Below are 22,052 nucleotides of genomic sequence, written 5' to 3'. Positions count from 1 at the left end.
TCGGCAATAATCCCCACCTTAAGACTGACGACCGCGCACTATCCCTTTGGCCGCTAATTGCTCGAGTAACTGGCTACAACCTTGCCCAATAACCTGAGGTGCCATTTGAGGGTAAGTGATTGTTAACCAATCAAGTATCTCTTGAAAACTCGCTTGGCCCTGAGCTTGAAGAAATGCCAGCACCTGCGCACTTAAGGGGTTTAACTGTAGGAAACACACTTCGCAATCAACATCTTGATAGAGACAAAAAAACACTGGCGTATCGAGTTGTTGCTGCGGACGATAATCCTGACGAATGTGCTGCACCTCAAAATGATACTGCGCCACCCTCGCCGTCTTCGATAAACATAAGACCTGCATCGGAATTTGCGCAGGGCTAAGTTGAGACTCATCCTCACTCGCCTGTGCAACCGCAACAGCTAACTCTAGCCATTCATAGTGGGCTAATTCGAGCATAAAAACAGGATCATTTGCCGTGGGCTGATATTGCTGCTGTAAAAAATCTAAAAATTCGCCCGCGATATCGATAAAAATCGGCGATTGGCAATCATGTTGACTAAAAAAGCTTTGCACTAATGCCAACCACTCTTCCTCAGAATACAAACTTTTCAGCACGGGAAAGCCGTTCGACACAAATCCCAGTACATTATTAAAAAATAACTCGCGGTAAACCTGCATGCGCCGGACATCAGTATCCGCGGGCAATGGCCGAGACGGATCGCGGATATAATCGATAAAGGATTGCTGCACTTGCTTAAAATCCATTAGGCGATCCTCTTTACAACATGAGCGCTATTTTGAATTTGGGAACTGACCGCTGCTTGATAAGCGTGGATTTGATTTAGCTCGAGCAACAATTCAGCGGTTGTCGGCAAATTAAAGTCACGCTCAAGCAAGGTCGGCTTTACCCCATGCAAGGCATAGCAACGTTGCAACAATGCCCACACGGGATCGTTAATTGCAGCGCCATGGGTATCAATGAGCAGATCTTCAGCTTGTTTGTAGTGCCCAGCGATATGCAGATAAGCGATACGCTCCGTCGGCATGGCCTGTAAAAAGGCATCGGCATCATATTGATGATTTATCGAGTTCACATAGATGTTGTTCACATCGAGTAACAACTTACAATCGGCTTCTTGCAGCACGGCATTGACGAATTCAAGTTCGCTCATGTGCGCACCGGGGGCGGCATAAAATGACACATTTTCTAAAATAAGTGGCCGCTCTAAAATATCTTCGACCTGCTTCACCCGCGCCGCCACATGTTTTACCGCTGCGTCGGTAAAAGGGATCGGCATGAGATCGTATAAGTGACCTTGGCCTGAGCAATAACTTAAGTGTTCGGAATAGACTTGGATTTGGTGTAAATCCATAAAGGTTTTGATGTTTTTTACAAACGCGAGATCTAAGGGCTCTGGGCTACCAATCGATAAGCTCAAACCGTGGCAATAGAAAGTATGTTGCTCGGTCAGTTCACGAAATTGACGGCCAAACTTACCGCCTAAGGTCATCCAGTTTTCTGGTGCCACTTCAAAAAAATTAATCGCTTCTGGCACCGATTCACAAAACTCACTGAGCATTTCTCGCCGTAAGCCCAGCCCTACCTGTGCCGCATTTTTTTGATCATTCATAGAACCTCACGAACGCTTGGTCATCGCTTTAGGATAAAACAAAAGAGACCAGCGCGGGCTGGCCTCTTTAGACTCAATAACCCCCATCACAGCGGGCTCAGTGCAGTCAGATTTATTTCATTTCTTTTTTAACGGCTTCGACTTTAACGTCAACTTTCTCTGCGGTTTTCTTCATATCAGCGCCACATTTCGCTTCACCACACTTACCTTCATGGGCCTTATCCGCGGCTTTTTTCATGTCAGCGCCGCATTTCGCTTCGCCACATTTGCCTTCATGGGCTTTATCTGCGGCCGCTTTCTTCATATCCGCGCCACACTTAGCTTCACCACATTTACCTTCTTTGGCTTTTTCAGCAGCGGCTTTCTTCATATCCGCGCCGCATTTGGCTTCACCACATTTGCCTTCTGAGCCGACAATTTGATAACCCGCATCCATTGCTTCAAAACCAAACGGGTTAGTTTGGGCATTGACAGCAAAAGCTGAACTCATGACGACTGAACCTAAGGCCACTGCAACTGCTGTTTTTTTAACTGAATTCATAAATAATCCCTTCTTGTTTATTGAGTAATGTTGACCAACAACAGTATAAGTAGCTGGCTTACTGCAAAAGACCTGCCCTGTTTCAATTCTATTGCAAAAAATATCACTAAATCACAGAAATGGTCAAAATATCCTGCTAGGACAATCAGTTTAGCGTGGATTTTATTTATGGGAGCGCATAATCATCCGCATTCACTCGGCCACTTTGTAACTTAAGGCCGATAAGGTAGAATGCTCGCCCTTTGCAAATAGATATGGGTTTACTGCAGTGCGTGTGATTTTGGCTCCAATGGAAGGCGTAGTAGACGCTTTAATGCGTGACATTCTATCGACCATCAATCCCTACGATTTGCTCGTCACCGAATTTGTGCGTGTGGTAGACCAACTGCTGCCTGAAAAAGTCTTTCTCAAACTGTGTCCTGAGCTACTCAACAAGGGGAATACTCCTTCGGGAACGCCAGTGCGAGTGCAGTTACTCGGCCAAGAACCCCAATGTATGGGTGAAAATGCCCTGCGGGCAATTGAACTCGGCTCACACGGTGTCGATGCCAACTTTGGCTGTCCGGCAAAAATCGTTAACCGCAGCAAAGGTGGCGCCGTATTACTGCAATATCCTGAGAGCGTGCACGATATTGTCAAAGCCATGCGTCAAGCGGTGCCGAAAGAACATGCCGTGACCGCCAAAATACGTTTGGGCTACGAAGATAAGTCACTGTTCATGGAAAATGCTATCGCTGTGTATGAAGCCGGCGCAACTGAGCTTGCCATCCATGCGCGCAGTAAAGTCGACGGCTACAGACCGCCCGCCTACTGGGAATACATCACAGAAGTACGCAAACGTTTGCCTATCCCGGTGATCGCCAACGGCGAGATTTGGAACAGCGATGATGCTAAGCGTTGCATCGAAGTCACCGGCTGCGACAGTATTATGATCGGCCGCGGGGCGATTTCATTGCCGAACTTGGCCGATACCATCAAGACAGGTGCAACCCCTTATACTTGGGCGCAAACCTTAGGGCTGATGCTCAGTTATACCCAAAGAGAGCTTAATGGTCGCAAGAGTGACTATTATCCCGCCCGGATCAAACAGTGGTTTACCTACCTAAATCGTCAATATCCCGAAGCCGATACTTTATTTAGGGAGCTACGCGTGTTTAAAACAACGGAAGAAATCGTCGCGGTATTAGAAGCTGCGCAGCGAAACTTAGGCAACGAATCATAGAAGAGTGAGCAACCACAGAACGACGGCCAACCATAAAACTGTTAGAAATCGAGATTCAATGCGCGGCAATGTGAGCCATGAAAGGGACTTAGCGATAGCACACATAATGCGATAGGAATGAAGTACTTTTTCAATTTTTAACGGCGAAAATATTTAAAATATGGCAGATACTTGATCTTTATCATAGTCGTTGGTAGTGGAACTATTAGACTGGACGCCTAGAGTCAAATGAAATAGGCGATTTTACGTGAGCACCACCCATATCAGACATGAATTGTCAGAGCTTGAAGCTAATCTAAGGAAAGAACTCGGCGCGCTCCCTCCGTTCCTCGAAGTCATAGGGGAGCATTATGCTAGCCTGAGTCTGACAGAGTTAATTGATACATTGGCGCAAACGCCACTGGCCGATCACCCGCTATTTTGCCAGCTGAATAAACTTGATGCCGCCTTTTGTCAGCTCGACTTAGGCCTCTACGGCCTTTGCTCCGACTGCGAAGCGGAAATCGAAACCGAACGCTTAAGCCAAGATCCCACAGAACAACGCTGCGCCTCCTGCGCCGAACATTATCAACACGAACACCGCCACGAGCTGCGCCTCACCCATTGATAGCACTGATTCGATATCCGATAAGCAACCTGAAAAGCAGGAAAAAATAAACAAAAAAACCTCCGCAAGCGGAGGTTTGAGTTATCCAGGGAGGGCGGACAACCTAAAACTTCTGGTTTATTCTCAGGTAATACGTTCTACCTAACACATCATATAAACCCACATTCACATCGCGATAATCGGCGTAGGTATAATAGTTTGGTGTTTCAGCATCAAACACATTATTCACCCCTACTGTGATAGAGCCGTTATAAGCATGGGTATAACCAAATTGGATATTGTGTTTAAAGTAATTATCGTAATCGACATAACGGTCGGTTTTTTCTAACTCGTTGAAATAACTTGCTGATTGACTACCAATATAGACGACTGTCCATGCGGCAGAGAAATCATCGTATTTCCAACTTGTCGCAAAGTTGCCACGCCAATCGGGTGAGTCTGTTGTTCCTGCGTAATCGATCATCTCTGATTCGGCATTATCCTGCTTCTTAAAATCAAGCACGTGAGTCAAATCCAGTTTGAAATTGAAATCACCAAAGCCAGTTTCTAAGTTATAAGCCGTTACAAAATCGATACCAGAGGTCTCAACTGTGGCTAAATTACGTATTCCCGCCTCAATATACTCAATCTTGCCATCTGGACCACGGGTCACATAGGGAGACGATCCATTCTTGATTTCATCACGCAGAATATCATCTACATCGATCGACTCGATTTTATTGTCGTAGGTGATTGAGTAATAAGATAACTCCAAGTTCCATGCATCAGTGACATTCCAAACACCACCAAAGGTTAACGAGTTACCCTCTTCAGCCTCTAAGTTTGGGTTACCACCAAACCAAGTTTTATGCTGATTATTGGTAGCGCAATATATGGCATCCACGTTACCGGGTTCATTACACCATAGGGAATCCACCGCCTTCTCAAAACTCAAAGATTGAGACGAGAACATTTCACTCATATTTGGCGCACGGAACGAATCACCGTAACTGGCACGCAGTAACAAGCTATCCACTGGGCGCCAGCTCAAACCAAATTTAGGCACCACGGCATCGAAGGTCGATGAGTTGACCACTTCACCTTGAGGCCCAGTCAGAGAGCCTTCCTGCTCATAGCGCTCGTAACGAACCGCGGCAGATAACTCAACATTAGCAGGTAAACCCACTTGAAACTCGAGATACGCAGCACTACGGTCACGCGTGGCATCGACATCATCACCACCCGAGCCACCGGAAATAATCCCCGCCGCTGATTCTGGATCACTGGTTTGCTTAAACTTGATCATTTCATATTCAAGACCACCGACCATAGCGACCGAAAAATCACCGTTATCGACAAGTAATGTAGACGCCAAACCATCTAATTGAGTGCTTTCAAACTTACCTTGATACACCCCAGTATGGGCAGCTTTACGATACAGATCTGTCATCTGTTGCTCCCACTGCTCATAACTCATTCCAGAGGTATTGAAAATATCATATTGCTCTGAATCTATTTCTTGCTGAATAATATTGTCATTGAGTAAATTGTAGTTAAAACTGTTTGTTGTTGAGGTCGCATGCTGAGCATTTAATTCCCAATCGATACCATTACCTGAATCTATTGTGCCAACAAAGCCTCCGAGAATATCAAAATTGTTAGTTTCAGTTAATGTATCTCGCTCGCCAAGTTGCGCACCTCGCATAGAAATCACTAATTCTTCACCAACGGGGTTGTACTTATTATCGGCACTCATCACTGGGGTATTCGTTGATACTGGCGTACCCGCATAACGAGTTTCAGTTTCAGCTAAAGACGCAGAAGCTCGGCCTCGGAATTTAATATTTTCTGAAATTTCATAGGAGAAATTAGATAATAGCGAGTTACGGGTTTGATCACCAAATAACTTAGTCACATTACCATGATTATATAAACAACGACCATCACCTGAGTCTATGGTATTTTCCGTTTTTTCACATATATCTGAATTACTATACCAGCTACCATTGCCTGGTCCATATTTACCATTTGGTACTGAGCTATATCCGCTATAGGCGTTATAACTTGAATCATCCATTCGCCAAATATCACGATCCATTACTGCTTTAGTATCATAATATTCATAGGTGAGAGTGATATTGCCTTTATCTGTATTAAAGCCAGTTGCAAGCGATAAACGGTTAGCATCGCCCCCTTCTACGCTTGGTTGCTCTGTACTGTAATCAAGCTGAAAACCTTCAAACTCTTTCTTAGTGATAATGTTTATCACGCCCGCCACCGCATCGGAACCATAGACTGCTGAAGCGCCATCCCGCAGGATTTCAATACGCTCCACGATAGCCATAGGGATAGAAGATGTATCCGCCACTGAGCCAGAGCTCGAACTCGTGCCTGGCATACGGCGTCCATCTAATAACACTAAGGTCGCAGACGATCCTAAACCGCGTAAATTGACATTACTGGTTGAGCTTGCACCAGAGCCATAACCTGAAATACCACGCCAAGAACCAAAGCTATTTATCGCAGAGTTATTTAATACGTCAGCAACGGTTTTTTCACCTGTCATAGCAATATCTGCAGCATTGATGACAGTCACGGGTGAAACGGTTTCCATATCAACTTGTTTAATACGAGAACCCGTTACTTCAATGCGTTCAACTTTGGTATTTTCTTCTGCTGCATTTATCATTGCAGAAAAACCTAATCCCGAAAAAACCACACTGCTTGTCGCCGCAGTAATTAAACTAGTACGAACGGCTTTGGCCGTCAAACTTAAATAGCGCATTAATCTCTCCTTGAGGTAAATAAAACCCTATGTTTTTATTTTTATATTTAACCAGCGAACTCTATTTCGCTGTAGAGATAATGTTAATACGCTACATTCAAGTCAACTATTAAAACAAATTTATTCCACAATAAAACAAATTGATACACAATCTGATGTATGAAATATCGTCAACAGCAATTAAAAAGTTGATATACATCATGCCATTAAGAAATTAATACCAATTAAAGGAATTAAAAAAATGGCTTGATACAAATTAATTCAATCGTAAACGAATGCAGTGATATACATTTAAATGATACAAACAAATCTAAATGTATCACTAATAATTATTGAGCATTATTTTATACTTCATCAAATATAAAAAATGCCACTCTATTGAGTGGCATTTTTATTTAAACACTAAGTAGTTTTCGATTACTTAAAGTTGGCAACCTTCAACACTGTTTGAGTTTTCATAAACGATATCGCCTATCGGACTGTAGTCAGCAGCTTTAATCGCTTGTTTCTCTTTCAAGAAAGAATAGAGTAAATCAGCATCAACAAAACCCGTTTGGATTGGGCTTTCTAGCTTAGGATAACCGTCACCACCTGCAGCGTTAAAGCTAGGTACAGTGAACTTATAAGTTCCTGTTGGGCTGAAGTTCTCACCATTGATGACACTGATATTGGCAGTCTTAGCTACGCAGTCAATGGTCATTTTCACGCCCGTGATTTGTGCATAACCACCTGAACCAATTTGAATACTACCTACCGCGCCTAAATAAGCCGCAACTTCAGTACCTGTCATTTCGTTCAGAGTCACCATGTTACCGAATGGCTGAACAGTCAGCACGTCACGGTAAGTGATATTGCCAGGTTGAATAGAGGCACGTACACCGCCGGAGTTCATCACGCCAAAATCGGCTTTGACTTTATCACTTTGCGCCATCGCTAACATACGGCCTAAGTTAGTTTGCTTATTACGAACGTTTGCACGCTCGCCATCTAACAGAGCATCCGTAGTTGCTATGACTTCGTCTAACTTAGCTTGACCTTTCTCTTGGTAGTAAGATAGCAGCTCTTTTAACTCAGCATCAGGCTCAATCTTAGTGCCAGCTAAATCAGCAGTCTTCTTGCCCGCGTCATCCAATTTACGCATATTCACAGGCACAAGTTTATAGCTTGCTAAATGAAGCTCACCGTTAAAGTATTCAAAATCTGCACGACCAACATATTTACCCCATTCATGGGCTTGCATGATCCAAGTACCATTCTGTTTATCTGGAGCACATTCATCGCCTGGTTTAAAGTCAGCGTAGGCTTTGTTGTCAGTACCTGGTTCCATACACACTGGATTTTGTGAATGACCACCAATAACCACTTGCAAATCGCCTTCTTTCAATGCGCGAGCCATAGCCACATCACCAGGGGCATTACTACCGTTATGGCCGTCAGCATAGTGACCCATGTGCGTGGTAGCGAAAATAATATCGGCCGCTTTGGCGTCTTTAATTTCTTTAATCACTTTAGCGACTTCAGTCTTTGGATCGGTGAACTCCAAGCCACTGATGAATTCTGGATTACCAATCTTAGCCGTATCTTCGGTAGTTAAACCTATTACAGCGACTTTAAGACCGTTTACGTCGAATACCTTATAAGCATCAAAGTAACGTTCCCCTAGATTGCCATCTGCATCTTTATGGTAAATATTCGCCGCTAACATAGGGAATTCCGCAAGGCGGCGCTGCATATCAACAACGGATAATGGATTATCAAACTCATGGTTACCAACAGCCATAGCGTCGTAACCAATTTTATTCATACCCGTGAAATCTGGGATCGCATCTTGTAGATCCGATTCTGGCACGCCAGTATTAATGTCGCCACCAGACAGCAATAATGTTTGACCACCATTCTTACTGACTTCTGCACGAATGCTGTCAATTAAGGTTTTACGCGCAGCCATACCGTATTCGCCGTCACTGTTTTCCCAAAAACGGCCGTGGTTATCATTGGTGTGTAAAACGGTAAATGTTGTGCAAGCGCTTCCCGCTTCAGCACATGTTGTTGGGACTTTATCGTCATCACTATTATTACAACCCGCAAGCGCAGCGACAACAGCAGTTGCAACTAGTCCTTTAATAAGCATATGTCTCATTACATCAACCCCTTGATTTTAATTATTTTATCATAGAAAAATTGCCATGAACTCCATCAAGTTCAGCGTCACGGATAATAACAAAGAATAAAGATAAATTGTGTCATTTTTATTAAAAACTTGACATTTATAGGGGAATTCGCGGGCGCTTTAAGACAGATTTGTTTCATATAAAAAATAAGCTGAATGACTGATTTCTATATATTTAGAGAATTAAAAATAAAAATGAAATAAATTAATTTAAATCGTTCAGTATGAATGACTTAGAAAAAATTACAGAAAACAGTGATTGTTCCCATAAAAAAACAAGCATGGGCAATTTTCAATTTACCGCATGCCGTTTTTATCAGCAATTAGACTTCTCTACATTTCAAATCGCTGTAATAACCACTTAGAAATCTCGTTTAACTGCGCAGGGATCACTGAATGCGGCATAGGATAAGTCTGCCATATCACATTATAGCAGCCCGCAATTAAGGCTTCTTTGGCTAATGTTCCAGCTGATAATGGCACTACATCATCTTGTAGACCGTGTTGCTGTAATATGGGTGTATTACGATTCGCTGCGCTTAATTCAGCGGGTAATACATCGCCCGTCGGTAAATAGCAAGACAGTGCCATAATCCCTGCAAGTTGCTCGGGGAAACGCAGTCCAGAGAATAAACTCATGACTCCGCCCTGACTGAATCCTGCTAATACGATACGCTCGCTCGCAATACCCGCCGCGATTTGTTCATTAATTAATGCAGCAACCCTTTTCTCCGACTCAAGCACGCCTTGCATATCAGCTCTGTCGTGCAAATCCATGCTTTTAATATCGTACCAAGCGCGCATGACGTAGCCGCCATTGATGGTAACGGCTTGCTCCGGTGCATGTGGGAAAATAAACCGGATAGCATGATCGGCAGGCAAACCTAATGCAGGCACTACGGGGGCAAATCCGGCACCCGAATCCCCTAATCCATGTAACCAAATGACCACGGCTGTAGCGGGTGTCTTAGGTTCAACGACAATACGCTCGAGAGAAACTGACATACTAAAAAATCCCCAATTCGATATTAAACACTCATCAACTAGAAACTGATGATAAATCTATAAGTTAACCACTATGCACTATGCACTATGCACTATGCACTATGCAGGCGTACTTTATTCCGCATCCATTCCCAGCACATCTTGAATCGCCCGTAACTGGGCATTTGAGTCCAACACTAAGCTCCAACGTACACCGCCACCATCGGCGATTAACATAGGTGGCTGACGTCGCAAACCGATATCCTCTGCGCTTGCTTGCAGTACGATACTGGCAACATTGAGCCGCACTTGCACTTCGAACTCAGTGACGATTAACTTACCCTGCGAAAAATCTAACACCATTTTGATAACCGCCCTATGTGAAAACGCCGACATCATAGCAAACTTGTGGTCTTTTACCGATGGCATTTCCTTGCCGGCATACGAGCCATTAAAGTTTGATTACATTTGAGCTAACAGTGAGATAACAAATCCACTGGATTATCAGGTAAACTTTTGCCCTATATAGATAGAGCCGATAGAAAACCAAGCAGCATTGATGCTGTTATCGGCCCAAACTCGAACTAAAATACTTCATCATTAGGCTGTTAAATAATGCTTTCACTTCGCAGTACCGTCCTGAGCAGCGCCCTACTTTTTGCGCTGCAACTCCTTCCTAGCACTGATGCCAATAGCGCTACTAATACGCTAGCCGCTGAACCGACTGCCACTGTTGTACAAGCACAGGCGCAGCAGAACCAAGATGCACTGACCTTCGCCAATTACACTGAAGTCAGCGTGAGTCATGTTGAACTAGCCCTTGCCGTCGATTTTAAGCAGAACCGCTTATCCGGTGAAGCCATCCTCGATTTAGCTTGGTATAAGGCGGGGAAAGAACTCATCTTAGATACTCGAGATCTGACGATTAACAGTGTGAGTGCTTTGAATACAACAGGGAAATGGCAAAGCGTGCCCTTTACCTTAGCCAAAGCGGACGTTGTAAAAGGCGCGGCGCTGACCATCAAACTTGCCGATGAAGATACCCAAAAAGTTAAAATCAATTACCACACGTCGAATAATCCATCTGGTATTCAATGGTTAACTCCTGAGCAAACCCAAGGTAAACAGTTACCTTTTATGTTCAGTCAGAGTCAGGCGATTCATGCTCGCAGTTGGATCCCACTGCAAGATACCCCAGCCGTGCGCCAAACCTATAGCGCAACGATTACTGCCGATAAAGCCATTACTGTGGTCATGAGTGCCGATCGTAAAACCCTGTCGAGCACGCAGACCCAATTCACTATGCCGCAGGCGATCCCAGCTTATTTAATCGCCATCGCAGCCGGGCATTTAAAGTTCGCCCCTTTAGATAACATCTCGGGCATTTGGGCTGAGCCAGAAATCCTCGACAAAGCCAGCAAGGAATTTGCCGACACGCCGGAGATGATCAAAATCGCCGCTAAACGTTACGGCGATTACCGTTGGGGACGTTATGACTTGCTTATTTTGCCGCCAAGCTTCCCCTTCGGCGGGATGGAAAATCCACGGCTTTCGTTTATTACGCCAACGGTGATCGCGGGTGATAAAAGTTTAGTAAGTCTAATTGCCCATGAACTTGCCCACTCGTGGTCGGGGAACTTGGTGACCAACGCCACTTGGCGCGATCTCTGGCTTAATGAAGGTTTTACGACCTATGTTGAGAACCGCATCATGGAAGATCTCTACGGCCGCTACCGAGCGCTGATGGAGCAAACCATCGGCTATTCAGAGCTGCTTGCCGAGCTTGCAGAACTCACGCCTAGCGATTCAGTGTTGCATATAGATCTCGGTAAGCGCTCACCCGACGAAGCCTTTAGCGGTGTCCCTTATGTGAAAGGCCAGTTGTTCTTAATCTTTTTAGAGCAGAAATTTGGCCGCGAACGCTTCGATACTTTTGTGAAAAGCTACTTCAATCATTTTGCATTTCAAAGCATTACCACGGCGCAGTTCCGTGAGTATTTATCTTTGAATCTATTAAACAAATATCCCAATGTTGTCAGTGAGGCCGAAGTGGATACTTGGATTGAAGGTCAAGGTTTGCCGTCATTTTTAGTGCCGCCCAATTCCCACGCCTTCGATGATATCGATGCCCAAAGACAAACTTGGCTTGACGGAAAACTTAGCGCAAGCGAGTTGAAAACCAGTACTTGGACAGTGCACCAGTGGTTAAGGTTTATCAATGAAATGCCAAGAGTCAATCTAGACCAAGTCAAGCTTGCCGAGCTAGATAATGCGTTCCATTTTACGGGCACAGGCAACAGTGAAATCGCTTTTGCATGGTATTCACTCGCCCTAGACAACGGCTATTACTCGGTATTACCCGCATTAAAACAGCACTTGACCCATATTGGTCGCATGCGCTTAATCGTGCCGTTATATCAAAAGCTTGCAAGCACAGATCAATACGACTGGGCCAAGAGTGTCTATCTCAAGGCTCGCAGCGGTTATCATCCACAAACCCAATCAAGCCTAGATATGATGTTTGCCGACAAACCACTCGAGCATGAACATAGCCATTAGCCATTAGCCATTAGCCATTAGCCATTAGCCGTTAGCCATTAGCCGTTAGCCGTTAGCCGTTAGCGCCATAAAAACAAAAAGCCCAAACCTAGGTTTGGGCTTTTGCTATTCAATCTTCTGCCTCGATTCATTCAACTCATACTGAACTTATATTCATCTCACATTGAGTCAGATAAAAGCCAAGTTCGAAGCCTGAAAATTAGTGGTGATGACCACCAGCGCCATGGGCATGGCCGTGGGCGATTTCTTCATCACTCGCGTCACGGGCACCAACGACTTCGATATCAAATGTCAGTTCGCGGCCCGCTAATGGATGGTTGACATCCACAGTCGCCATAAACTTACCCACTTTAACGATAGTCACTTGGCGTTGACCTTGGTCAGTATTGACCACAGCAGTCATACCCGGTTTCCACGCAGTCGCGCCCAATAAGTGCTTAACCGACACACGTTGGTGCGCATCAGCATCCGCTACGCGCTCACCGTATGTTTCGGCAGCAGGTAAAGTCACAGTGAATTTTTCACCGATGGCTTTACCATTGATCGCGTTTTCTACACCAGGCATCATGTTGTCATGACCGTGTAAATAGGCAATCGGATCGCGACCTTCGTTCGTCTCAATCACTTCGCCTTTCTCGTCACGCAGTGTGTAGTTAAACTGCACAACCATATCGTCTTTAATGCTCATCGAATATCCTTTGATTTTCTTCGATTTCAATTGTGGGCCGAGCTTAACAAAACTGAGCTTTTCACTCCACTTTTTTATCCGGCCTAAAAGCGCTCAAAACCCGCGGCGAGCGCTCTTTGGCTGCAGTAACGACAGTGACAGTGGCTACAGTGATAGTCCTAAAGCAGTAAACACCTCTGGGCTTGGGAAGCCATCGGCAATCATCTGTTTGCTCCGTTGAAAGGCTTGCAATCCTGCCACAGAGTTACGCCCTAACACACCATCTGGCTTGCCAACATCAAATCCGGCCTCATTCAGTTTTGCTTGCAATTGCTTAACTTGCTCACGACTTAAGCGTGGCTGTTCTGGCGGGCTCACTGTCAAAGGTAACCCCCCATTAATGCGATCGGCAAGATGCCCAACTGTGATGGCATAATACTCAGAGCGATTCCAACGCATGATCACATTGAAGTTCTCATAGCCTAAAAAGGCAGGCCCAGTATGCCCTGCTGGCAAATACAGCGCGGCTTGAATATCCACGGCGGGCAAAGGTTGGCCATTCGCTTGCGTGACATTAAGGGCGGCCCATTCCGATAACGCCAAGGGCTGCTTTGCACCTAAATGGCTGTAACTAAAATCCTTTGGCAATAAGACTTCACGGCCCCAGCGTTCATTTCGCTGCCAGCCTAAGTGCTGTAAAAAGTTCGCGGCGGACGTCAGCGCGTCAGTGGTACTATTCCATAAATCGGCTTTACCATCGCCGTCACCGTCGACGGCATATTTGGCATAGGCCGACGGCATAAATTGCGTGTGTCCCATGGCGCCAGCCCATGATCCCACCATAGTGTCATCATCGAACTGATACTTTTCTTTCAGCTTTAAGGCTTGTATCAGTTCTATGGTGAAATAATTGCTACGGCGTGGCTCACAGGCCAAAGTCGCGAGCGAATTCAATACCGACATCTTGCCTTTATAGGAACCATAGTTGGTTTCAAGCCCCCAAAAAGACAAGATATATTGTGGCGGCACGCCATATTCTTTAGCTAGTTGATTGAGTAAAACGCTGTGTTTTTTCAGTAAGCGACGGCCTTCATTAACGCGCCATTCAGTAGCGCGCTTACTGAAATAATTATCGAAGGTCTGGCTGAATTCGGGTTGTTGCTGATCAAGCTCAATCACCCGCGGCACAAATTTCAAATTTGCAATGGTCGAGTTAATGGTCGCCTCTGACAGCCCTTTAGAGCGTGCCCGCGCTTGTAGCCCAGCCAGACAACTCGGAAATGCCTCAGCATTTACTTGTACGCTAGCATTAATATCAGACATTTGATTGGCTTCAGCAGCTATGCCACTGGCGTTGCTACTGACTGCGTTAGCAGTTGCGCTAGTGTTGGAACTGGCACTCGCCGCTGGCACGCTTGAACAGGCACTCAAGCTGACACAGGCGGCAATACTCGCAAACAGATAAGTTAACCCTTTAATTTTAATCAAATCAACAACTCCAATATTTGATTTCACAACAATGACACAGTAATCACACTGCTGTGGCTAAAAACGGCAATCTTCCTTCTTCGAGAAGGCATTGCCCTAGAGAGATATTCACCTTGGCATAACGAGTTAAAGGTTCTACTACAAAAAAACCTTTAACGGCCAATGGTATAGAAGACATGTTTCTCCCCCACGGAAAGCCTCTATCTGAGCCACACTTGAACAGTAAAGCACACTGCATCAAGGCTTATCATTGCCAATAATCCTGACCCATAGCGACACGTAACACAATCCTTATCGCCATAAATACCTTGTGGCATCGGCTTATTGCTCAGTTATCCAACACAAGAAAAATCTTAACAAAGAATCCCTTGGTATCGCAGCATGTTACCGTATAATGGATAAGTTAACAGCACACATCAAAGAGACCTATCATGACTGAAATCAATGCGGCTTTGGCTGGCTTTATCAAAAATGTAAAACAACATCAGACGCTTTGGGGTCTAATGGATGAAACTGGCGAAGGCTGGGTCGTTTGTGACTCTTCAGAATTTGAAGACACAGATGTGATGCCATTGTGGTCAAGTGAAGCCACTGCAAAATCCCATTGCAGCGACGAATGGCACGACTACCAACCCGTTGCTATTTCATTAGAAGAATTTCTGGAATATTGGGTGTCGGATCTCAACGACGATGGTGTGTTGATCGGTGTGGATTGGCAGACTGATGAAGATTGCCTCGAACTTGATCCTATTGTTTTAGCAAAAGATTTGGTTGATGTTGAAGAAGTTTAATCCCTTCAATGTGCCATTAATGACATCAAGGACTGAGGTGCTCATCCCTTGATGTCTGCTATCCCGCTTATCGATATTCCCTTCGACCAACGTCATACCTGTTGGTTTTGCGGCGAACCGAGCAATCAACACTTCGAATATATTGCCCACACACATACGCCACATCCTTCATTAGCTGTGCCCGCCTGCAGCGAATGCTTACGATTAGCCAAACAACATCCTTTGAGCTCAATATGGGATTGTCGTATGGCCGTCAAAGATGCACTGATGCGCATTTATGCAAAACACCTCGCGATTGGAATTAATTGGACCGAAGAAGAACTTGCCGAGTCTGAATTTTCCTGCAAAGTGTTTGAAGGCTTTAAGAAAAGTGCTTGGATGATGTACCAGATTGCCCGCGACCGTATCAATGCACCCGGCTGGCCACTGGTATTAGAAGGCGAAGAAATTGACGACCAAGGTTATAACGCAGGTTTCGAATTTGATGGCGTGACCTTTAACTCAGTCAATGCTGCAATCCAGTACTACTCGACGCAATTCACCTTAGAACCACAGTTTTTTGCCGAACTGGTGCGCCTCGTCGGCCGATCAAGATTCAACTACGCCCTACGACTCGCCCGCATCCATATTGCCGCCGCCAAAGAAATGAAACGCCAAGTATTACAAGATGTAGAAGCCGAATTCGCCTCGTAATTGAGCGTTAAATAAAAAGGTAATCTGGTAGGATTTGCACAGAAGCGATGGAAAGGTGACGATTGAATGGCTGATATTAAAAGTCTGATATAAACAGGCCACATTTAAAAACAGTCATTAAAAGCGGTTGTTAAAAGCGGTTGTTAAAAGCGCTGAGCCTACCGATGACCAACACAAGGTCAATCACCGATAGTTCGAATCTCAAAATGCTTAGTGATTAATCACTTGTCTTAATCTTTCTTGTACCACTTCCACCAGCAGATCCGGCTGGAACTTAGAAATAAACTTATCACAGCCCACCTTTTCAACCATGGCATGGTTAAAGCTGCCACTCAGCGAAGTATTCAAGGTAATATATAAATCTGACATAGCTTTATCACCGCGGACTTCAGACGTCAGCTTGTAACCGTCCATCTCTGGCATCTCTGCATCAGTAATCATCATCAACAATTCTTTGGAAACTTGCTTACCTTCATCACGCCATTTTTGTAATAAATTCAATGCCTGCAAGCCATCAGAAGCCTCAATGATTTCTATGCCTAGTTGGCTTAAAGTCTCACGCACCTGACGCCTTGCTGTCGATGAATCGTCCACAATCAAGATTTTTCTGCCTGGCATTTCATGGACTAAGGTTTCATCGAGCACACCTTCAGATAAACTAATATCGTAGTGAATGATCTCCGCCAGTACTTTCTCTACGTCGATAATCGACACTAATTGCGATTTGCCTTGATGTTCGATGCGGGTAATTGCCGTCAGATAATTATTACGCCCCGCCGTTTTCGGCGGCGGCATGATGTCGCTCCATGTCATGTTGATAATGTGCTCAACCTTGCCGACTAAGAAGCCCTGCACGCTGCGGTTATATTCTGTGATGATCATATTGGCATCATCATCCGGCGGCACAGGTTTAAACCCAATCGCCGAACGTAAATCAATCACAGGGATAGAAATGCCGCGAATATTAGCAACACCATAAATATGAGGATGACTCCCAGGCATGGCATTAAGGGGAGGAAGCTTAACCACTTCTTTGACTTTAAAGACGTTGATGGCAAATAACTGCGTGGAATTAATGCTAAAGAGCAACAACTCGAGGCGGTTCTCACCCACGAGTTTGGTACGCTGATCTACGGTTGCAAGTACGTTTGCCATAATGCTGCTTCTCTACTCTTGAGGAAAATCCTTTCCTCACATGCGACGGATTAGCTCAAATTATAGCGGTAAACTCCCATGAAGAACCATGCCGAGGTGCTATTTTATCTAAAAATTACAACCACTCTCGCAAAATCACGCCGCTAACTTGGTTTACTCCACCCCGAATATCAATGGCGCTGCTGGCTCATGTCTGTGCTCAAGCGGCGAAATAGCCAAAACATTTGGCTTTGGCATAAGTGTGAATATTAGCAAAAGCACGAATATTCAATCCATTCAAAACGAACATTCAATTTGCGTCAGCGGCGCTGCCGCCTAACGCTGCACTTTCTGGGCAAGCACCATGCCCGCAAGATCCAAGGCATTTCTGTCGCAGACTATCTCAAAACCCGCTTGACGCAACACAAGTAACAACTCGCGGTGATTAAAGCGATTTTGTTGTGGATGCTCAAATAGGCGTCGACTCAGTGGATTACAAATTGCAGCGCGATATAAGTCCTCTACCACAAAGTAACCGTTTGGTTTCAGTACTCGGGCAACGTCCTTAATGGCTGCCTGCCAATCTGGAATATGGTGGAATACGGCAAAATCAAAGACTATATCGAACTCGCCATCGGCAAAGGGAAGACAAGAGGCGTCGGCAACAGAGAAACTCAGCCCTTTCAAACCTTGTGGCCGAGCTTGCCAGCGAGATTGCGCCGCTGCGACCATTTCAGGGTCGATATCCACAGCCGTGATATGTCCTGCGCCAAAATGCTCACGGATCAACTGAATTCCATTACCAAACCCACAACCGATTTCTAATGCACGCTCGCAGCGAGCCATAGGTTTAGGCATCATAGACGTTAGTAAAGGCGCTTCGACATGATTTTGTAGCCAAAAACGTATTGGATGCTGAACGAGCTTTTTCTCAAATGGATTTAATTTCATGCCATCCTCTAAATATGGGTAAACTATTGTTGAATAATTTTACTGATCGAACTGCCACTATGGTACGTAATGATAGGAACATAAGTTCACCAGAGGCCACGATGAAATTACCTCTTTTTCCACTACCCATTTGTTTATTGCCCGAAGGTTACACACAACTGCGGGTATTTGAACCTAGATATAAGCGTTTAGTCGCCGAATCGTTAAAGTCAGGCGAAGGCTTTGGCTTATGTATGCTCGAAGAGGATGGCAAAACCATTCAGCCCATAGGCACCTTAGTGCATATTATTGATTTTGAAACCCTACCCGATGGACTATTAGGGATCAGCATTCAAGGTTCAAAGCGCTTTAAAGTTAATGAAATCAGTGTCGAAGACGATGGCTTGAAGCGCGGCGATGTTAGCTTTATCGACAATTGGCCTGCGACACGTATTGCGACCGATGAGCGTTACTTGAGCCAAATGTTACAAAACATCCTCAAGGAATATCCGCAACATCTCAAGCACTACCAAGCGGAACAGTTTGAAGACATTGCTTGGGTCTGCCAACGCTGGCTAGAAATATTGCCCGTGCAAGCCTCTGAAAAGTACAACTGCATTAATACCTTAGATCATATTATGACCCGAGATCTATTGCGGGCCGTAATAAAATAATCCTGTGAATGATCCTTTATTTAAGCCACTCCGTATTGATTGACAGTTTGACAGTAAAACTGGGCTCAGAAGTGAAACAAGCCTCTCAATTTTGTCGTTACTGATCTCAAACTTAGCACTAACGACTGGGATAAGAGCGAAAATAATGGAAAATATTCAATCACAAAGCAGGCAAAATCGGTATCATGGCCCTATCACGTCTCTGACTCATTCGGCTATGGATAACGACATTCCCGCTCTCAAAACCTGCGAGCCTCAAGCGGATACTTTGATCACGTTTATGCTACAAGTAGCAGACAAACGGGACAGAGCCGCCTTTGGGCATTTATTCCAGCATTTTATGCCCAAGATCCGCGCCTTTGGTTTACAAAGACTGAATCAACAAGGCTTAGCCATGGATTTAGTTCAAGAAACCATGACTAGCGTGTGGACTAAGGCCCATCTGTACAATGCCGAAAAAGGCTCAGTGACGACTTGGGTGTTTACCATAATGCGTAATCAGTGTTTCGATATGCTGAGACGAGTACAGCACAATAAAGAAGATACCTTTGGAGATGATATTTGGCCGCTGTGCGATGCGACCATGGCTCAAGACACACTCACTGATCATAAATTGACGGCTAAACTCCTCCAACATCTTGATGCCCTTCCCCTAGCGCAACGACAAGTCGTGCAAGGTATCTACATGCAAGAACTCACTCAACAAGAGCTAGCCGATGCCCTCAAGGTGCCAATAGGCACCATAAAGTCACGATTAAGACTCGGGCTAGAAAAGTTGAAAAGTTTCTTGGAGACACACAATGATTAAGCATCATCCCCAACAAGAATTACTCGTGAGCCATGCAAATGGGGTCTTACCTTTATCGATGGCCATCGCGGTATCAGCACATTGCGCATTGTGTGAGACGTGTCGTGAGCAACTAGCCCTATTAACCGAGCAAGCTGCCAATTCGGCATTAAATCCAGATGGCGCTCATGCTCATGCTGCAAAGCATCATATAGGCCAAGAGTTGATTCACACTGCACATATTGATGCTGGAAACACTCAAGCGACTAATGTACCAGTGATGGATATTGACGCTATGCTGGCGCAAATCATGGCTCAGCCTGCGGCGACGGATGTACCTAATAATGCTCCTCTGGATGTTCAAGTAAAACAACAGCATTACACAGTGCCGTCGGTATTTCGCCAGCATTTGGCCCGTCCTTGGCAAATATTAGGCAAAGTCAGTCGTATGCGTTTTGATGTCGATGAAATGAACACCCGCGCGAGCTTATTGCACATAGATGCGCAAGGTGAAATCCCCCAACATACCCATAAGGGCTATGAATTAACCCTATTGTTAGCGGGAGCGTTTTCGGATCTTAACGGTGACTATGTGCCAGGTGATTTTATTGTGCTCGATAGCCAACATCACCACTCACCTAAAACCGTTGACGGTTGCTTATGCTACACAGTGTTAGATGCGCCGCTGCATTTTACCAAAGGCCTAAGCAAGTTGCTTAACCCCATAGGTGAACTGATTTATTAAGCCTGTAGCCAGTGCTTTAACATGACTTATTTACTCCGTTTTTTTAAATGAGTCCGTTGCTAATTTTTCAGTTACTGAATCATCAATTACTAAATTTTCAGTTACTAAATGACAGCCATTAATCCCATTGAAATAACCTATTTCAGTGGGATTTTTTATTCTATTTGCGTGAGTTTTTTATTCAGTTTACTAGAATTTTTAATTAAATTGGCTAGCAGTAGCCACATCCTATTCGCCTAAAAAGCCGCAATATGGACACCCAGCATTGCAGCTAAATACAAGATAAGGACATGTTCCATGCTAAGCTTCACTCTTTAAATCAAATGAATAGCCAGAAACAATTCACGTTAACTCAACATCAATCAACAAATAATCACATTGAATAAAAATTAAACTTGCATAAGCTATTTTTATTGATATACTGCACGTCGTTTTGAGAAACACCTTGTTGTTTACCTTTTTAAACCAGCCTGACTATTAGCAATCAGAGTTCGGTCCTCATAAAGAAAGCCTACTACAAGCAAAACCCCATAAGCTCAAGCATTCGATACCACTAAAATCATGTGGTTATGTCTGTGAACTTACTGTTCTCCACACTGTCATAGTATTGTCATTAAGCTATGGTCAACTGGCAGAATCAAGTTAGTCCATTGGCATAATCGACAGCATGTATTATTTATCGATTAAGCATCTCTTGATTAATGAATCAAAGATGGGGTAACCTCGATACTCAATAGAACGAATCTTTCGCAAATTGCTAAGGATATTTTATAGTTACAACTATCTCACCTATGGGTGAATTAACAAAAAGGAGTGTGGCATATGTCATACAAAATTAATGGACATGAAATTACAGTGAACTTCCCTGTAGATTCAATCTCAGTAAATAAAACCTCAATTGCTTTTACCGATCGTCAAGGTAAAAACAGACAGACTTTTTCAAAACGTACAGAAGCCATCAGCTTTATGAAATGGTTATTGTCCGCAAACAAATAAGTCAAAAAGTAAATTAGACGATAAGTTAGAAATAAGTACTGTAATACCCCGTTTGCTCAAGTGTATTTAATCGGTTTCCATTCTCTTCGCAGTACCGAGCACTTAAGTAAACTGATAGCCGAATGTCACGAACACGCTATCCTTTTTTACGTCATCATGACGAACACATTTGGTTCAGGCTGTATCTCTCTCACACAGATACCTGCCGAACCAAATGAGTCAAATCCAGCTTAGATCACCTACTTCCACTGCAGCATCCGCTAATATTCATCACCATGAATACTGTACAGCACCTCACCTATGCCAAAACCCAATACCCAAATCGCCATGCAAAGCTTGATAAGCCAGATCAAAGCGACTATTCCACTCAACTTAGAAGAAGCACAATTGTGCCAGGGACAATGTTTAGGTTGTTCGAAAAAAATGCTTGAAATGCCCGATGCAGAAATCAGCTATTGGCAATATTCAGATGCGATACCCAGCCTAAAAGATTTAAAAAACCTCGAAAAGATAGGCCAACGTACCTATAAAATCCTTAAGCGAAACCAGTTGCTGCCTTAATCGCTTGTATTTGCATTTAACTATTTATGGGGCGTTTTACTTATACGACTGAACATCAATTCATAACTGAACTGAACTGAACTGAACTGAACTGAACTGAACTGAACT

General features: G+C 44.3%; 21 protein-coding genes. 10 read left to right on the top strand and 11 right to left on the bottom strand.

The features are described 5' to 3' along the window. Positions 1–18 precede the first annotated feature (18 nt). From Q4Q52_RS16870 to Q4Q52_RS16860, 3 genes are all read right to left on the bottom strand, one after another. A complete protein-coding gene (locus Q4Q52_RS16870) occupies positions 19–765 on the bottom strand; it encodes a putative DNA-binding domain-containing protein (RefSeq protein WP_311991161.1) in 747 nt (248 codons plus the stop codon). Beyond that, the gene (locus Q4Q52_RS16865) at positions 765–1,631 is read right to left on the bottom strand and encodes a DUF692 domain-containing protein (RefSeq protein ID WP_311991160.1); all 867 of its coding nucleotides are present in this window, start codon (positions 1,629–1,631) and stop codon (positions 765–767) included. Before Q4Q52_RS16865 ends, Q4Q52_RS16870 begins: the two co-directional genes overlap by 1 nt. 112 nt (positions 1,632–1,743) lie before the next feature. Continuing rightward, positions 1,744–2,172, bottom strand: coding sequence for a hypothetical protein (locus Q4Q52_RS16860; protein WP_311890674.1), 429 nt, complete (start codon positions 2,170–2,172; stop codon positions 1,744–1,746). 268 nt (positions 2,173–2,440) lie between these two features. On the opposite strand from Q4Q52_RS16860, the gene Q4Q52_RS16855 reads away from it, so the two are divergent. Both Q4Q52_RS16855 and Q4Q52_RS16850 read left to right on the top strand, forming a co-directional pair. Continuing rightward, positions 2,441–3,394, top strand: a complete 954-nt coding sequence (locus Q4Q52_RS16855) for a tRNA-dihydrouridine synthase (protein WP_012089496.1) — start codon at positions 2,441–2,443, stop codon at positions 3,392–3,394. Between the two features lie 247 nt (positions 3,395–3,641). Continuing rightward, on the top strand, positions 3,642–4,001 hold the full coding sequence (locus Q4Q52_RS16850; protein WP_311890673.1) for a TraR/DksA C4-type zinc finger protein: 360 nt from the start codon (positions 3,642–3,644) through the stop codon (positions 3,999–4,001). 103 nt (positions 4,002–4,104) lie between these two features. On the opposite strand, the gene Q4Q52_RS16845 is transcribed toward Q4Q52_RS16850, so the two are convergent. The 4 genes from Q4Q52_RS16845 to Q4Q52_RS16830 all read right to left on the bottom strand — a co-directional run bounded on the left by Q4Q52_RS16845 (position 4,105) and on the right by Q4Q52_RS16830 (position 10,282). Continuing rightward, the gene (locus Q4Q52_RS16845; protein WP_311991159.1) at positions 4,105–6,765 is read right to left on the bottom strand and encodes a TonB-dependent receptor; all 2,661 of its coding nucleotides are present in this window, start codon (positions 6,763–6,765) and stop codon (positions 4,105–4,107) included. Between the two features lie 421 nt (positions 6,766–7,186). Then, positions 7,187–8,905 (bottom strand): bifunctional UDP-sugar hydrolase/5'-nucleotidase UshA, encoded by a 1,719-nt coding sequence (gene ushA / locus Q4Q52_RS16840; RefSeq protein ID WP_311991158.1) that lies wholly within the window; start codon positions 8,903–8,905, stop codon positions 7,187–7,189. Positions 8,906–9,268: 363 nt separating this feature from the next. Beyond that, positions 9,269–9,940, bottom strand: a complete 672-nt coding sequence (locus tag Q4Q52_RS16835; protein WP_311991157.1) for a carboxylesterase — start codon at positions 9,938–9,940, stop codon at positions 9,269–9,271. A 114-nt stretch (positions 9,941–10,054) separates the two neighbouring features. Then, entirely contained in the window at positions 10,055–10,282 is a 228-nt protein-coding gene (locus Q4Q52_RS16830; RefSeq protein WP_006082094.1) for a DUF3389 family protein, read from the bottom strand. A gap of 252 nt (positions 10,283–10,534) precedes the next feature. On the opposite strand from Q4Q52_RS16830, the gene Q4Q52_RS16825 reads away from it, so the two are divergent. Then, complete coding sequence (locus tag Q4Q52_RS16825; protein ID WP_311991156.1) at positions 10,535–12,478, top strand: M1 family metallopeptidase; 1,944 nt, start codon at positions 10,535–10,537, stop codon at positions 12,476–12,478. A 199-nt stretch (positions 12,479–12,677) separates the two neighbouring features. Here Q4Q52_RS16825 and Q4Q52_RS16820 read toward each other — a convergent pair whose 3' ends face one another. Beyond that, complete coding sequence (locus tag Q4Q52_RS16820) at positions 12,678–13,166, bottom strand: peptidylprolyl isomerase (RefSeq protein ID WP_006082096.1); 489 nt, start codon at positions 13,164–13,166, stop codon at positions 12,678–12,680. Between the two features lie 144 nt (positions 13,167–13,310). Then, positions 13,311–14,633 (bottom strand): lytic murein transglycosylase, encoded by a 1,323-nt coding sequence (locus tag Q4Q52_RS16815; RefSeq protein ID WP_311890668.1) that lies wholly within the window; start codon positions 14,631–14,633, stop codon positions 13,311–13,313. A 431-nt stretch (positions 14,634–15,064) separates the two neighbouring features. On the opposite strand from Q4Q52_RS16815, the gene Q4Q52_RS16810 reads away from it, so the two are divergent. Together Q4Q52_RS16810 and Q4Q52_RS16805 are read left to right on the top strand one after the other, a co-directional pair. Further along, positions 15,065–15,424: a DUF2750 domain-containing protein gene (locus tag Q4Q52_RS16810; RefSeq protein ID WP_006082098.1), complete on the top strand. Its 360-nt coding sequence runs from the start codon at positions 15,065–15,067 to the stop codon at positions 15,422–15,424. Between the two features lie 51 nt (positions 15,425–15,475). Next, complete coding sequence (locus tag Q4Q52_RS16805; RefSeq protein ID WP_311991155.1) at positions 15,476–16,117, top strand: hypothetical protein; 642 nt, start codon at positions 15,476–15,478, stop codon at positions 16,115–16,117. A gap of 210 nt (positions 16,118–16,327) precedes the next feature. On the opposite strand, the gene Q4Q52_RS16800 is transcribed toward Q4Q52_RS16805, so the two are convergent. Together Q4Q52_RS16800 and Q4Q52_RS16795 are read right to left on the bottom strand one after the other, a co-directional pair. Then, entirely contained in the window at positions 16,328–17,272 is a 945-nt protein-coding gene (locus tag Q4Q52_RS16800) for a chemotaxis protein CheV (RefSeq protein WP_006082100.1), read from the bottom strand. 315 nt (positions 17,273–17,587) lie between these two features. After that, complete coding sequence (locus Q4Q52_RS16795) at positions 17,588–18,202, bottom strand: class I SAM-dependent methyltransferase (RefSeq protein WP_006086178.1); 615 nt, start codon at positions 18,200–18,202, stop codon at positions 17,588–17,590. A gap of 101 nt (positions 18,203–18,303) precedes the next feature. Between Q4Q52_RS16795 and Q4Q52_RS16790 the strand changes: the two genes are divergently transcribed. From Q4Q52_RS16790 to Q4Q52_RS16770, 5 genes are all read left to right on the top strand, one after another. Next, entirely contained in the window at positions 18,304–18,855 is a 552-nt protein-coding gene (locus tag Q4Q52_RS16790; protein WP_006086177.1) for an LON peptidase substrate-binding domain-containing protein, read from the top strand. 145 nt (positions 18,856–19,000) lie between these two features. Next, positions 19,001–19,663: a sigma-70 family RNA polymerase sigma factor gene (locus Q4Q52_RS16785; protein WP_006086176.1), complete on the top strand. Its 663-nt coding sequence runs from the start codon at positions 19,001–19,003 to the stop codon at positions 19,661–19,663. Continuing rightward, positions 19,656–20,387 (top strand): ChrR family anti-sigma-E factor, encoded by a 732-nt coding sequence (locus Q4Q52_RS16780; protein ID WP_311991154.1) that lies wholly within the window; start codon positions 19,656–19,658, stop codon positions 20,385–20,387. Before Q4Q52_RS16785 ends, Q4Q52_RS16780 begins: the two co-directional genes overlap by 8 nt. Before the next feature lie 822 nt (positions 20,388–21,209). After that, the gene (locus Q4Q52_RS16775; protein WP_006082106.1) at positions 21,210–21,383 is read left to right on the top strand and encodes a hypothetical protein; all 174 of its coding nucleotides are present in this window, start codon (positions 21,210–21,212) and stop codon (positions 21,381–21,383) included. Between the two features lie 300 nt (positions 21,384–21,683). After that, positions 21,684–21,944, top strand: a complete 261-nt coding sequence (locus tag Q4Q52_RS16770; protein WP_311991153.1) for a hypothetical protein — start codon at positions 21,684–21,686, stop codon at positions 21,942–21,944. Positions 21,945–22,052: the final 108 nt, after the last annotated feature.

Origin of the sequence: Shewanella sp. SP1S2-4 (assembly GCF_031932075.1) — a bacterium.
GTDB classification, from domain to species: Bacteria; Pseudomonadota; Gammaproteobacteria; order Enterobacterales; family Shewanellaceae; genus Shewanella; species Shewanella baltica.
Note: the sequence above shows the minus strand (reverse complement) of the source record. Positions and strands in the feature narration are given on the sequence as shown.